This is a genomic window from Methylothermus subterraneus, from assembly GCF_054656915.1.
Genome location: NZ_BAAHXK010000008.1, coordinates 100,855 through 114,342, shown reverse-complemented (window position 1 = coordinate 114,342; position 13,488 = coordinate 100,855). Strand labels below are relative to the sequence as shown.

12 protein-coding genes are annotated in these 13,488 nt (G+C 60.0%); 11 read left to right on the top strand and 1 reads right to left on the bottom strand.

Features of this window, described 5'->3' with window-relative positions:
* The first annotated feature begins 14 nt into the window (after positions 1-14).
* From recF to ACYQ3M_RS08760, 5 genes are read left to right on the top strand one after another with little or no spacing between them, the layout of a single operon-like run.
* Positions 15-1,076 (top strand): DNA replication/repair protein RecF, encoded by a 1,062-nt coding sequence (gene recF, locus ACYQ3M_RS08780; protein ID WP_460035703.1) that lies wholly within the window; start codon positions 15-17, stop codon positions 1,074-1,076.
* A 16-nt stretch (positions 1,077-1,092) separates the two neighbouring features.
* Positions 1,093-3,501 carry a DNA topoisomerase (ATP-hydrolyzing) subunit B gene (gene gyrB, locus ACYQ3M_RS08775; RefSeq protein ID WP_460035702.1) on the top strand — a complete coding sequence of 803 codons (2,409 nt, stop codon included), beginning with the start codon at positions 1,093-1,095 and terminating at the stop codon, positions 3,499-3,501.
* Positions 3,502-3,503: 2 nt separating this feature from the next.
* Positions 3,504-4,301 (top strand): prolipoprotein diacylglyceryl transferase, encoded by a 798-nt coding sequence (lgt, locus tag ACYQ3M_RS08770; protein ID WP_460035701.1) that lies wholly within the window; start codon positions 3,504-3,506, stop codon positions 4,299-4,301.
* Positions 4,285-5,079 carry a thymidylate synthase gene (thyA, locus tag ACYQ3M_RS08765; protein WP_460035700.1) on the top strand — a complete coding sequence of 265 codons (795 nt, stop codon included), beginning with the start codon at positions 4,285-4,287 and terminating at the stop codon, positions 5,077-5,079. Before lgt ends, thyA begins: the two co-directional genes overlap by 17 nt.
* Positions 5,076-5,573 carry a dihydrofolate reductase gene (locus ACYQ3M_RS08760; RefSeq protein ID WP_460035699.1) on the top strand — a complete coding sequence of 166 codons (498 nt, stop codon included), beginning with the start codon at positions 5,076-5,078 and terminating at the stop codon, positions 5,571-5,573. The genes thyA and ACYQ3M_RS08760 overlap by 4 nt, the downstream gene beginning before the upstream one ends.
* On the opposite strand, the gene ACYQ3M_RS08755 is transcribed toward ACYQ3M_RS08760, so the two are convergent.
* Positions 5,555-6,370 (bottom strand): symmetrical bis(5'-nucleosyl)-tetraphosphatase, encoded by an 816-nt coding sequence (locus ACYQ3M_RS08755; RefSeq protein WP_460035698.1) that lies wholly within the window; start codon positions 6,368-6,370, stop codon positions 5,555-5,557. The two genes, ACYQ3M_RS08760 and ACYQ3M_RS08755, sit on opposite strands and share 19 nt — an antisense overlap.
* Before the next feature lie 130 nt (positions 6,371-6,500).
* On the opposite strand from ACYQ3M_RS08755, the gene ACYQ3M_RS08750 reads away from it, so the two are divergent.
* The 6 genes from ACYQ3M_RS08750 (at position 6,501) to ACYQ3M_RS08725 (ending at position 13,488) form a co-directional block, all read left to right on the top strand.
* Positions 6,501-7,013 (top strand): ankyrin repeat domain-containing protein, encoded by a 513-nt coding sequence (locus tag ACYQ3M_RS08750; protein ID WP_460035697.1) that lies wholly within the window; start codon positions 6,501-6,503, stop codon positions 7,011-7,013.
* A 52-nt stretch (positions 7,014-7,065) separates the two neighbouring features.
* Entirely contained in the window at positions 7,066-8,439 is a 1,374-nt protein-coding gene (gene mpl / locus ACYQ3M_RS08745; protein WP_460035696.1) for a UDP-N-acetylmuramate:L-alanyl-gamma-D-glutamyl-meso-diaminopimelate ligase, read from the top strand.
* A gap of 55 nt (positions 8,440-8,494) precedes the next feature.
* Positions 8,495-9,109 carry an ATP-dependent zinc protease family protein gene (locus ACYQ3M_RS08740; protein WP_460035695.1) on the top strand — a complete coding sequence of 205 codons (615 nt, stop codon included), beginning with the start codon at positions 8,495-8,497 and terminating at the stop codon, positions 9,107-9,109.
* Positions 9,106-10,665, top strand: a complete 1,560-nt coding sequence (locus ACYQ3M_RS08735; RefSeq protein WP_460035694.1) for an inactive transglutaminase family protein — start codon at positions 9,106-9,108, stop codon at positions 10,663-10,665. The genes ACYQ3M_RS08740 and ACYQ3M_RS08735 overlap by 4 nt, the downstream gene beginning before the upstream one ends.
* Positions 10,662-11,633, top strand: a complete 972-nt coding sequence (locus ACYQ3M_RS08730; RefSeq protein WP_460035693.1) for an alpha-L-glutamate ligase-like protein — start codon at positions 10,662-10,664, stop codon at positions 11,631-11,633. The genes ACYQ3M_RS08735 and ACYQ3M_RS08730 overlap by 4 nt, the downstream gene beginning before the upstream one ends.
* 85 nt (positions 11,634-11,718) lie before the next feature.
* Positions 11,719-13,488 (top strand): assimilatory sulfite reductase (NADPH) flavoprotein subunit, encoded by a 1,770-nt coding sequence (locus ACYQ3M_RS08725; protein ID WP_460035692.1) that lies wholly within the window; start codon positions 11,719-11,721, stop codon positions 13,486-13,488.

Here is a 13,488-nt window from a genome sequence, read left to right as displayed (position 1 = left end):
GGTATCATGAATGAATGGCATTGTTGCGCCTTGAGATCGACCGGCTTCGCAACCTCCACCGCGTTTGTCTGCATTTTGATCCTCGCCTAAACCTGATCATCGGTCCCAATGCCAGCGGCAAAACCTCGTTGCTGGAGGCAATCTATTTGTTGGGCCGAGGGCGCTCGTTCCGCACTGCGCGCAGCTTGGAGCTGATCGCGCACGGGTGCGAGCGTCTGACGGTCGCAGGAAGAGTGCTCAGCGAGGGGCGAGAGGTGGCGGTAGGGATTGGGTTTGAGGGCAACCGGCGACAAATTAAGCTCGACGCTCGGCCAGTACAGGCGCGCGCCGAGCTGCTTGAGCTTTTGCCGGTGCAATTTATCGATCCGGGCCTGCATACTTTGTTTGAGGACGCCCCGAGGGCCAGGCGCAGGCTTTTAGATTGGGGAGTGTTTTATGCCGAGCCGGAGTTTTTACCCGCTTGGCGCCGTTACCAGCGCGCCCTAGAGCAGCGCAACGCCGTCTTAAGGCGCGGCGATGTGCGGGCCGCCAAGCTGTGGGGGCAAGAACTTGGGAAATACGGTAAAATAATTGAAGATTGTCGGAGCCGTTATTTAGACGGTTTACAACTTAAATTTCAGCGGGTGGCGGCGCGGTTGGGCCTGAGCGAAGAGGTGGAGCTCCGTTATTTGCCGGGGCGGGCCGCCGGCAAGGACTTGGAGACGGCCTTGGCCGATGACCTAGAGCGCGATGTGCGCCACGGCCATACCCAAAGCGGTCCACATCGGGACGACTTCATGGCCTATGTCGCAGGGCGACCGGTGTGCCATCGTTTCTCCCGCGGGCAGATGAAGCTTTTGGCTTACGCTCTCGTTCTAGGACAGCTCCACTGCTTAGGACGGCCTGCCTGCCTTTTGATCGATGACCTGATCGCGGAATTGGATATTGAAAATCAAGCTCTTTTGGTCGAACAGATCGTCCAGTTGGAATCGCAAGTCTTTATCACCGCAACCCGGGCGGAAGCATTGGCCGATTTGGCCTCCCGTGCCGCGCGAACCTTCCTGATGGACCGAGGGGTCGTCCGGGTTTTAAGTTGAAGCAATTTGGAAAGCTATGCCTAATACCGCAACTTCAGTTTATGACAGCTCCAGCATTCAGGTCTTAAAAGGTCTAGATGCGGTGCGCAAGCGCCCTGGCATGTATATCGGCGATACCGACGATGGCACCGGTCTCCACCACATGGTTTTTGAAGTGGTAGATAACGCCGTCGATGAAGCTCTGGCCGGTTATTGCCAAAACATCTCGGTCGTCATCCACGCCGACGGCTCGGTGTCGGTGGAAGACGACGGCCGCGGCATCCCGGTCGATATCATGCCGGAAGAGGGGCGGTCGGCAGCCGAAGTGATTATGACGACTTTGCACGCAGGCGGTAAGTTTTCCAATTCCGCCTACAAAGTCTCCGGAGGGCTGCACGGCGTGGGGGTGTCGGTGGTCAACGCGCTGTCGGAGGAGCTGATCTTGGAGATCAAGCGCGACGGCAAACTGTATCGCCAGGTTTACCGCTTGGGCGAGCCGGTGACGCCGCTGGAAGCGGTAGGCACGGCCAAAACCACCGGCACCAAGGTGCGCTTTAAACCCAGCCCGGCGATCTTCAGCAACACCGAGTTTCACTACGACATTCTCGCCAAGCGCCTGCGCGAACTCTCCTTCCTCAATCCGGGCATAAACATTCGCCTGCGCGACGAGCGCACCGACCGCGAGGACAACTTTCAGTTTGCCGGCGGGATCACGGCCTTCGTCGGGCAACTCGCCAAGAACAAGACCCCGCTGTTCGACAAAGTGTTTTATTGTCACGCGGTCCGCGAAGGCATCGAGGTGGAAGCGGCGCTGGTGTGGACCGACACGTATCAGGAAAATATCCTGTGTTACACCAACAACATCCCGCAGAAGGACGGGGGGACGCATCTGGCCGGTTTCCGCGCGGCGCTCACGCGGACGCTCAATCAGTACCTCGAATCCCAGGGGATCGCGAAAAAATCTAAGATTCATCCGACCGGCGACGACGTCCGGGAAGGGTTGATCGCGGTTCTGTCGGTCAAGGTGCCCGACCCCAAGTTTTCTTCTCAGACCAAGGACAAGCTGGTCTCCTCGGAGGTCAAGCCGGTGGTGGAGGCGGTCGTCGCCGACAAGTTCCAGGAGTTTTTGCTCGAAAACCCGCAGGCCGCCAAAGCCATCGTAAACAAGATCCTGGAAGCGGCCAGGGCAAGAGAAGCGGCCCGCCGCGCGCGCGAGATGACCCGGCGCAAGACCGCCCTGGACATGGGGGGGCTTCCTGGCAAACTGGCCGATTGCCAGGAAAAAGATCCGGCCCATTCCGAACTGTTCATCGTCGAAGGCGACTCGGCCGGGGGGTCTGCCAAGCAAGGGCGCGACCGCCGTACCCAGGCGGTTTTGCCCCTCAAAGGCAAGATCCTCAACGTGGAGCGGGCCAGGTTCGACAAAATGCTGTCTTCCGACGAGATCGCCACCTTGATCACCGCCCTAGGTTGCGGTATCGGTAAGGACGACTACGACCCGGAAAAGCTGCGCTATCACCGGATCATCATCATGACCGACGCCGATGTGGACGGATCCCACATCCGGACCTTGCTGTTGACGTTTTTCTATCGGCAGATGGTGGATTTGATCGAGCGCGGCCACGTTTACATCGCCCAACCGCCCCTGTACAAGGTCAAGAAAGGCAAGCAAGAGCATTACGTCAAGGACGAGGCCGAGCTCCACGACTACCTGCTCCAGCTTGCGCTCGATCAGGCGGCTTTGCTGCCGGATCCGACCACCCCGCCGATTCAAGGGGCAGGATTGGAGCGCCTGGTGCGGGCCTATCTTGCGGTACAGGACGTCATCCGCCGTCACAGCTTGCATTACGACGAGGCGTTTTTAGAGGCGCTGATGTTTTTGCCGCCTTTGGATGAGGCGCGGCTTTCCGATCCTAGAAGTTTAGAAAGCTGGTTTAAAGCGTTGGAGGCGCGCCTTAATCGTCAAGCCCGTTATACCGTCCAGCTCGCCTGGTCCGAGGACGCAGGCTTCAAAGCCACGATCCACAAGCGCCTGTATGGGGTGAGCAAAAGTTTCGAGGTGCTCGTAAGCTTTTTCCAGTCGGCAGACTACTTGAAGCTGGCGCGTTTTGGTCAGGAAACGTCTGCTCTGTTTGGCGAGGAGACCGTGCTCAAGGTCGGCGAGCGCAGGCAAAGGGTCGAAGATTTTAAGCAGGTCTTTGCGATGTTGCTGGAGGAGGCGCGCAAAGGCCAGCAAATTCAGCGCTACAAAGGCCTCGGCGAGATGAACCCGCAGCAGCTGTGGGAGACGACCATGAACCCCGAAACCCGCAGGCTGCTGAAAGTGACGATAGAAGACGCGGTCGCCGCCGATGAAATCTTTTCCACGCTGATGGGCGAGCAGGTGGAGCCGCGCCGCCGCTTTATCGAGGAAAACGCCTTGGCCGTGGTGAATCTGGACGTCTAGCCGTGTTGCCTTACCCGCGCATCGATCCGGTCGCGATCCACGTTGGTCCGCTCAAGATCCATTGGTATGGTCTTATGTACCTGTTTGGCTTCTTGGGCGCTTGGATTCTGGCTCGCTTCCGCGCCCCGAGGTTTGGCTGGCGCGCGGAGGAAATCGACGATCTGGTCTTTTATGGCGCCTTGGGGGTGGTGCTCGGCGGCCGGATCGGCTACATGTTGTTTTACAACTTGGGGCTTTTCCTCCGCGACCCTTTGAGCTTGTTCCGCGTTTGGGAAGGCGGCATGTCGTTCCACGGCGGCCTGCTCGGGGTCCTGGTGGCGATGGGGTGGTTTGCCCGCAAGCACGGGCGGGGGTACTTTGAGGTCACCGACTTCATCGCGCCGCTGGTGCCGATCGGGCTGTTTTTCGGCCGCATCGGCAATTTCATCAACGGCGAGTTGTGGGGCAAGGTCACCGATCTGCCTTGGGGAATGGTTTTTCCTACCGGTGGTAAGCTGCCGCGCCATCCCTCGCAGCTGTATGAGGCGCTGCTCGAGGGGGTTGCGCTGTTTGCGATCCTGTGGCTTTATTCGGCCAAGCCGCGCCCGAGGATGGCGGTCTCGGGGCTGTTCTTGCTCGGCTACGGCAGCTTTCGTTTCTTGGTGGAGTTCATCCGCGAGCCCGACGCCCACATCGGCTATCTGGCGTTTGGCTGGTTGACCATGGGGCAGGTGTTGTCTTTCCCTATGATCGCGGCCGGCCTTGGGCTGTGGGTGTGGGCCTATCGCCACGGCAAAGCGAGCGATGCGCGCTTACCTTGAGCTGCTTCAGGATATCTTGGCGCACGGTGTTCCTAAGGAGGACCGCACCGGGGTTGGGACGCTGAGCGTGTTTGGCCGCCAGCTGCGCTTGGATTTGCGCTCAGGGTTCCCGCTGTTGACCACCAAGCGCCTGCATTGGCCTTCCATCGTCCACGAGCTGTTGTGGTTTCTCGCCGGCGACACCCACATCGGCTATCTCAATCAGCACGGGGTGACCATCTGGGACGAATGGGCCGACCCGGCCGGCGATTTGGGGCCGATCTACGGCAAGCAGTGGCGCGCTTGGGAAGGTCCAGACGGGAAAATCATCGATCAGCTCGCTGAGGTCGTGGAAGCTTTAAAGCGCGATCCAAACTCCAGGCGGCTTTTGGTGAGCGCCTGGAACGTGGCGGACCTGGACAAAATGAAACTGCCGCCGTGCCACTATGCGTTTCAGTTTTACGTTGCGGGCCGGAAGTTATCCTGCATGTTTCACATGCGCTCGGTGGACGTGTTTTTAGGGTTACCGTTCAACTTAGCGAGCTACGCGCTTTTGACGCATATGGTCGCGGATCAAGTAGGGCTTGAGGTCGGCGAGCTGATCTGGACCGGAGGTGATGTGCATTTGTACCGCAATCATCTGGAGCAAGCCAGGTTGCAACTTCAGCGCCAGCCTTACCCGCTGCCGCGCTTGGAAATCCTGCGCCGGCCGCCGTCGCTGTTTGCGTATCGGTTTGAAGATTTCAAGCTGCACGGCTACCGAGCGCACCCTTCCATTAAAGCGGAAGTCGCGGTATGAAACCCCTCGTCGTTTTGATCGCCGCTGTGGCGCGCAACGGGGTGATCGGGCAGGGTGGGCGGTTGCCTTGGCATTTGCCTGAAGATTTGCGCCGTTTCCGGCAGATCACTTGGGGCAAGTCGATCCTGATGGGGCGGAGGACTTTTGAGTCCATCGGTCGCCCGCTGCCGGGACGGCACAACATCGTCGTCAGCCGCACGGCGGGATTTAAAGCGCCAGGATGCACGCTGGTCAGGTCGCTGGAAGAAGCGCTGACCGCGGTTCGTGGGGAGGAACTGATGGTGATCGGCGGGGCTTCGCTGTATGCCGCTCTGCTCCCTGTGGCGTATAGAATCCATTTGACCCAGGTTCACGCCGATTACCCAGGCGATACCTTTTTCCCCGAATGGCCGCCGATTTTTCACGAGGTTTACCGGTTGGAGCGGCGGTCCGAGGGCTTCCCCCACCCCTACAGCTTCGTCCTGCTCGAGCGCGTTCAGCCGGGCCGACGGTAGCACGGGCAAGCAACGCTCACCCGATCCATTTCTCCGTCTAGGCGCAGCGCGGTCAACTGCCCTCCCCACACGCAGCCGGTGTCGATACCAAAGCAGCCGTTCTCGGCCACAAAACCCAGCGTGGACCAGTGACCGAAGATAATTTCCTGGCCTTGGCTCAAGCGCCCGGGAAACCTAAACCACGGGATTAGATGCGGCAATTTTTCCGGCGGGGCGGTGGGTTCGAGCGCCAGACGGCCTTGCGGGTCTAAGTAGCGCAGGCGGGTAAAACAATTGACGATGAAGCGCAGGCGCGGCCAACCGCTCAGATCCTCCGACCAGAGATTGGGTTCGTTGCCGTACATGCGCTGCAGGAACTCGCGCCAGGAATCGCTTTGCAGCACCGCCTCGACCTCCTTGGCGCAGCGGATCGCCGTGGCGATGCTCCACTGCGGGGGCAGGCCGGCGTGGATCAGGCAGAAGCGCTCGTTGTGGTAGAGCAAAGGGCGATGCCTGAGCCAGTCGAGCAGCTCCTCCCGATCCGGCGCGGTAAGCACCTCATCCAGATCTTGCTTGTGGCGGTATTCTTGGCCGTGCGCGACCGCCAAGAGGTGCAGGTCGTGGTTGCCCAGCACGGTCACCGCGCTGTTGCCTAGGGATTTAACAAAGCGTAAGGTTTCTAGAGAGTGTGGCCCGCGGTTGACTAGGTCGCCGGTAAACCAAAGCCGGTCGGAGGCCGGATCGAATCGAATCTTGTCCAAAAGCTTCTGAAGTTCCTGCAGGCAACCTTGCACGTCGCCGATCGCGTAATGGGCCATGAAAGCGCTCCGCTGCTTAGACCGAAAAAGGCAATTCTCTAACGGTCTCTTGTAACCTAAGCTTTTCTTCGATGCAACTTTTGCGGCCTGCCCGGCTATACTTGCCAAGGCGAGGCTTGCGGGAAAAGCGATGAGGTATGTTTGGTTTTTGCTGTTGACGAGCGCGTTGGCGCAGGCCGGCGATCCGGCCGCCGAGCTGTTTGCCGCGGCCAGTCAAGGGCGGATTACGCAACTTCAGTCGGTTTTGGCGCAAGGAGTGGACGTGGATGCCAGGACCAATACGGGGCGCACGGCGCTGATGGCGGCGGCGTCCTTCGGCAACGTCCGCAGCGTGCGCTTGCTGTTGAGCTACGGCGCCGACGTCAATGCCGCCGACAACCGCGGCGTGACCCCGTTGATGGACGCAGTCGTCGGCGGCTGGACCGAAGTGGTCAAAGAACTCTTGGCGGCCGGCGCCGATCCCACTGCCAAGGACAAGGCCGGCCGGTCGGTTCTGGACAAAGCCAAACAGGCCGGCAACCCAGAAATCCTTAAGCTGTTGAGCCAAGCAGCGGAGTCGTCCAAGCCGGCCGAAAATCCGCCCCAAACCGAAGGGCAGAGCGAGCCTGCGCCTTCCAATCCAGCGCCTGCCCCATCCCCCTAAACTGCAGGGGCGCCTTAAAGCAGCAGCAAAATCGCCCCGCTTTGGGTAAACTATGTCCATGCGCGTCCACATCCTCGGCATCTGCGGCACGTTTATGGGAGGGCTGGCGGTTCTGGCCCGCGAGCTTGGGCTTACCGTCACCGGCTCCGACCAGAACGTTTACCCTCCCATGAGCGTTCAACTTCAGGAATTGGGCATTCGGCTGCATCCTTACTCTCCCGCCAATCTCGATCCAACCCCGGATCTGGTGATCGTCGGCAACGCCCTGTCGCGGGGCAACCCGGAGCTGGAGGCGGTGTTGGATCGCGGCTTGCCATACACTTCTGGTCCGCAGTGGCTCTTCGAGGCGGTCCTCAAAAAGCGTTGGGTGCTCGCGGTCGCCGGCACGCACGGCAAGACCACGACCGCTGCGATGCTCGCCTGGATTTTGGAGAAAGCCGGCAAAAACCCCGGCTTTCTGATCGGCGGGATACCTAAGAATTTTGGCCGTTCCGCCTGCCTTGGAAGTTCGCCTTTCTTCGTGGTGGAGGCGGACGAGTACGATACCGCGTTCTTCGACAAACGCTCCAAGTTCGTGCACTATCGTCCACGCACCGCCATCCTCAACAATTTGGAATTCGACCACGCCGATATTTTTCCCGACATCGCCGCGATTCAAGTCCAGTTCCATCATTTGGTGCGCACGGTGCCGGGAAACGGTCGGCTGATCGTGGCGGCTCAAGATCCCAGCTTGCAGGAAGTGCTGGCGCGGGGTTGTTGGACGCCGGTGGAGGAATTTGGCGTGGACGAGGCGCGCAGTGTTTGGAGCGCGCGCCTGATCTCCGAGGACGGCGGGCGGTTTGCGGTTTTCCATCGCGGCGCGCCGATCTTTGAGGTGGGATGGGCGCTCAGCGGGCGCCACAACGTCGCCAATGCGCTAGCGGCGATCGCCGCGGCCAATCACGCGGGGATCGAACCAAAGCAAGCGTGCGCGGCTTTGGCAAGCTTTGCGGGGGTCAAGCGGCGCTTGGAATTGCGGGGCGTGGTAGGGGGTGTTGCCGTTTACGACGATTTTGCCCACCACCCCACCGCGATCGCCGCGACTTTGCAAGGGATGCGCGCTAGGATTAAGGATCAGCGCCTGATCGCCATCGTCGAGCCGCGCTCCAACACCATGCGCATGGGGGTACACGCCTTAAGCCTGGCAGATTCCCTGGCGGCGGCCGATCTGGCCTTCGTTTATGCGCCTCCTGAGTTGAGCTGGGACGCGCGTGTTTTAGCATCGCATCGCCCCTCGCTTCGGGTTTTCCATAGCTTAGAGGAGCTGCTTGAGGAATTGCTGGCGCTCGCCCAACCCGGCGACCATTGGGTATTCATGAGCAACGGCAGTTTCGGCGGCATCCACGCTTTGGCTTTGGACAAGCTGCGGATGCGAATCTTAAGGTAATGTTTCACGTGGAACATTCAACGATGCCTAAAGAGCAAGGAGGAACTCGGCCTTTATGGGAGGCTGCCTGAATTTCGTCTTATTGGCATCGCCTCGCCTGAAGCTGTGGAAGGCGATGGTGTTTGTCGTTGGCCTGGCAGCCGGGACCTGCGCTGTTGCGGGTACGCAAGCGCGGCTGACTGCAGGCTGGTTGGAGTGGGTCGTGCTCGAGCCTTTTGGACTCAAGCTGAAAGGGAAACTGGATACCGGCGCCAAAACTTCTTCCCTCCACGCCGTCGATATCGAGTACTTTGAGCGCGACGGGAAAGCGTGGGTGCGGTTTAAGACGTTCGATCCGCGCCGCAAAGCGGAGCCGGTAACTATCGAGCGGCCATTGATCCGGGATGTGCGGATCAAGCGCCATACTGCCGCTTATCAGCAGCGGCCGGTGGTGGCTCTGGATGTCTGCCTTGACGATCGGCTGGTGCGCGCCGAATTCAGCTTGATCGACCGAGGGCGCTTTAATTATCCGGTGCTTCTAGGCCGAAGCCTGCTCAAGCAAGAACGGATTCTCGTGGATCCGGCCGCCACCTATGTTCTCGACACGCGCCTCAAGCGATGTAAAGTCCTGGTCGATTCGGCGTCAAGCTCTAAAGCCGAGCGCGCGCTAAGTTTAAAGGATCGGCTTTGAAGAACTTGCATCTTAAGCTTCTGGCGCTAGCTTTGGTGGCGTTTGCCTTGACTTTAAGCGCCTATAAAGTCGTTTGGTTGGGGTTGCCGCTTTTTCCGGCCGAAGAAATCGAGGTCTGGAGTGTGGAGGCCCGGCTGACCTTCAAGGCCAAAGGCAAACCGGTCAAGCTTCGCTTCGCCCTCCCCAAGGCTCCGCCGGGATTTTTGATCCTCGATGAAGATTTCGTTTCTGGCCGCTACGGCCTGACGATCCACGAAGAAAAGCACAACCGCTTTGCCGAATGGGTGGTCCGCCGGGCCAAAGGGGAACAAACGCTTTATTACCACCTGCAATTGACGCGCACCCCCGAGGTCGAAGCGGCCGGCGAGAAAGCGGCGAAAAAGAAGGTCAAGCGCGACCTGCCTGCCCCGCCGCCTGCGCCCGAATATTCGCCCGAAATCGCAGCCGCGGTCACGGCGCTGCTCGACGAGGTGCGCCAAAAGTCTGCCGATACCCTTACCTTTACCCGCGAGTTGCTGTTGCGCCTGAACGCGGCCGCTTCGGACGCCAACGTCCAGATCCTGCTGCGCGACCTCAAGACGCCGCAGGAGAAAGTCGAGCGGATTCGGCAATTGCTTGCCGGAGCGCGGATTCCTTCGCGCCCCGTGCAGGTACTGGTGCTGCACGACAAGGTGCAGCACGGGGAATTGCTGCCTTGGCTGCAGGTGCATAACGGCGAGGAGTGGGTGACGTTTGACCCGGAAAGCGGAAACAGCGGGATTCCAGAAAATGCGCTGATCTGGGCGGTGGGAAGTGAGCCGGTGGCGGTCAGCGAGGGCGGGAACAACATTAAGCTCGAGCTTGCGGTCAGCCGCCATACTCAGGAGGCGGTGCGCATCGCCGAGCAGCGCGCGCGCAAGCTGGGTTCCGACCTGATGGAGTTCTCGCTGTTTAGCCTGCCCATTCAGACCCAACACGTGTACCGAGTGCTGCTGATGGTCCCCGTGGGGGCGTTGTTGATCGTGTTGCTGCGCAACGTGGTGGGGATCAAGACTTTTGGCACGTTTATGCCTATCCTCATCGCGTTGGCGTTTCGCGAGACCGAACTGCTTTGGGGGGTGTTGTTGTTCTCCTTGGTCGTGACGCTGGGGTTGAGCTTTAGGTTTTATCTGGAATACCTAGAGTTGCTGTTGGTGCCGAGGTTGGCGTCGGTTTTGATCATGGTCATTATCTTGATGGCGCTGATCAGCCTCATGAGCCACAAGCTGGGTTTGGAACGGGGGTTGTCGGTGGCGCTGTTCCCGATGGTCATCTTGACCATGACGGTCGAACGCATGGCCCTCCTATGGGAGGAGCACGGGCCTGCCGAGGCCCTCAAGCAAGGCATAGGCAGCTTGACGGTCGCGGTGTTGGCGTTTCTGCTCATGCAAAACGACGTGCTTCAACATCTTTTCTTTGTATTTCCCGAGACGCTCTTGATCGTGTTGGCTCTCACCTTGCTTGTGGGCCGCTATACCGGCTATCGCCTGACCGAGCTGTGGCGGTTTAGGGCGTTTCTTAGCCGGAAGCCGGGATGATTGCCGGTTGGGAGCGCTTTCTTCCCTGGCGCCGCCTCCGCCGTTTGGGGATTTTAGGCATGAATCGGCGCAACGCCGACTACATCATGCGCTACAACCCGAGGCGCCTCTACCCCTTGGTAGACGATAAGCTTAAAACCAAGCGCCTGGCGCTGGCGGCCGGCGTGCCCGTGCCCGACTTGTACGAGGTGGTGGAGATCCAGCGCCAGATCCCGGCGCTGCACGAACGCTTAGAGCGTTATCCGGAGGGCTTCGTGGTCAAGCCCAGCCGCGGCAGCGGCGGCGAAGGGATTTTGGTGATCACCGGATGCGCCCGCGGCGGCTACCGCAAAAGCAGCGGCGCGGTGATCGGCCGGGAGGAGTTCGAGTTCCACGTATCCAATATCTTAAGCGGCCTCTACAGCCTGGGCGGCTTGCCGGATAGCGCACTGATCGAGCGCCGCGTCGATTTCGACCCCGTGTTCCAAAACGTCAGCTATCAGGGTGTTCCGGACATCCGCACCATTGTTTTCCGTGGGGTTCCGGTCATGGCCATGATCCGGCTGCCGACCCGAATCTCAGACGGCAAAGCCAATTTGCACCAAGGCGCGATTGGCGTAGGCATCGATCTGAGCAGCGGCTGCACCCTCGCGGGGGCTTGGAAGGAATCCGTGCTCGACCAGCACCCGGACACCGGCGGAAGGATCGTCGGCCTTAAGATTCCTCACTGGGAGACCATCCTGCGCCTGAGCGCCGCCTGCGCCGATCTGGTGGGGTTGGGCTATATCGGCGTGGACGTGGTGTTGGACCGCCGTCTTGGGCCCCTCATGCTGGAGATGAACGCTCGCCCGGGTCTTGCCATTCAGATTGCCAATCGCGCTGGGCTGTTGCAGCGCCTTAGCCAAGTGGAAGCGATGGCAAAGATCCCAACTTCCCTAGAAGAGCGGATCGCGCTCGCCAAACGCCTGGCGGAATCAAAAGAAATATAAAAATGCAAACTTATTCTTTTTGGTTACTAATGGCTCCTCTATACTTCTTCCCCTGCCCACAGGAGCACTTTAAGAGATCGAAAGAATGAGCGGATTTTCCCATTCGCCTTTGACGGCGGAACAAACCGAATTGCTCGAGCGGCTTGTGGCTACTTTGTCCTACGAGCAGCGGCTCTGGGTAAGCGGCTATCTGGCGGCGCTGGCGCGCGAGGGAGCGCAGGCAAGCAGCCCAACCCCCTGGATTACCGTGCTCTACGGTACCGAGACCGGCCATTCTCAAGCCCTGGCCGAGGCTTTGTGCCAAAAGCTCATCGACCTTGGGCTCAGAGCCAAGGCGGTGGACATGGCCGATTACGACGTGCGCCAGCTCAAGCAAGAAAAATTCTTGCTGGTCGTCACCAGCACGCACGGGGAAGGCGATCCGCCCGCTCCGGCGGCAGGATTCTTTGCGTTTCTCCATTCGCTCAAAGCCCCGAGGCTCGATGGACTTAAGTTCTCCGTGCTGGCGCTTGGGGATTCGAGCTACGAGTTTTTCTGTCAAGCCGGCAAGGTCCTCGACGCGCGCTTGGAGGCCTTAGGAGGGGAACGCTTGTATCCGCGCTGCGATTGCGACGTAGACTACGAGCAGCCGGCCGGCGAGTGGATGCAGGCGGTGGTGGCCAAGTTGCAAGAGTGCCTCGACCGCTCCCTGGCGCGAACATTCCAAGTCAAAACCGCGTCGGCTCCAGCCGCTCGCTACGATCGCCAGCATCCTTATGCGGCGCTGGTGTTCGAAAACGTCAACCTCAACGGCCGCGGCTCCGACAAAAAAACCCACCATTTGGAATTGTCCATCGAGTCTTCCGGGCTGAGCTACGAGCCCGGCGATGCGGTGGCGGTCCTCCCCACCAACGCCTCCGAGTGGGTCGAAGAGTTGCTCGAGGCCTTGAGGTTGCCCGCCGAGGAGCCAATCCAAACCCCCAAAGGCACCCTACCTTTGCGCGAAGCCCTTAGAAGCGACTATGAGATTACGCACCTGGCGCCGGCGTTTGTGGAGCGCTATGCCCGCCTTAACCCGGATCCAAAGCTCAAGCGCCTTTGCCTGCCAGAAAACCGCCGCGAGCTGATGGAATTTATCCGCGGGCGCTGGATCGTCGATCTGGTGCACGAGTTTCCGCTGCCTGGGCTCAAGGCGCAAGAGTTTCTTGCCTGTCTTAGGCCGATGCAGCCTAGACTGTACTCCATCGCCTCCAGCCAGGCGGCCTACCCGGACGAACTTCACCTGCTGGTGGCGGTGGTCGAGTATCAAACCGGCGGCAGGCTGCGCCAGGGCACGGCGTCGAGCTATCTTGCCGAGCGCGTCAAAGTGGGTGACCGGATCCCCATTTACATTGAACCGAACAAACACTTCCGTTTGCCCAAAGACCCCAACGCCCCTATCATCATGGTGGGAGCCGGAACGGGAGTGGCGCCGTTTCGGGCCTTCTTGCAGGAACGCGAGGCGGGCGCAGCCAAGGGAAAAAATTGGTTGTTCTTTGGCGAACGGCGGTTTCGCACCGACTTTCTGTATCAGGTAGAGTGGCAGAAGTGGCTGAAAACAGGCTTGCTGACGCGCATGGAGGTGGCGTTCTCGCGCGATGGGCCGGAGAAGGTTTATGTCCAGCACCGCCTGCTCGAGCAAGCGCGCGAGCTGTACGCGTGGCTGGAGGAAGGCGCCTATTTCTACGTCTGCGGCGATGCCAGCCGGATGGCGCCGGACGTGCACCGGGCTCTGATCGAAGTGATCCACCAGCAGAGCGGGCGCAGCCTGGAGCAGGCCGAAGAGTATGTCCAGGCGCTGCAGCAACAAAAGCGCTATCTCAAAGACGTGTATTGA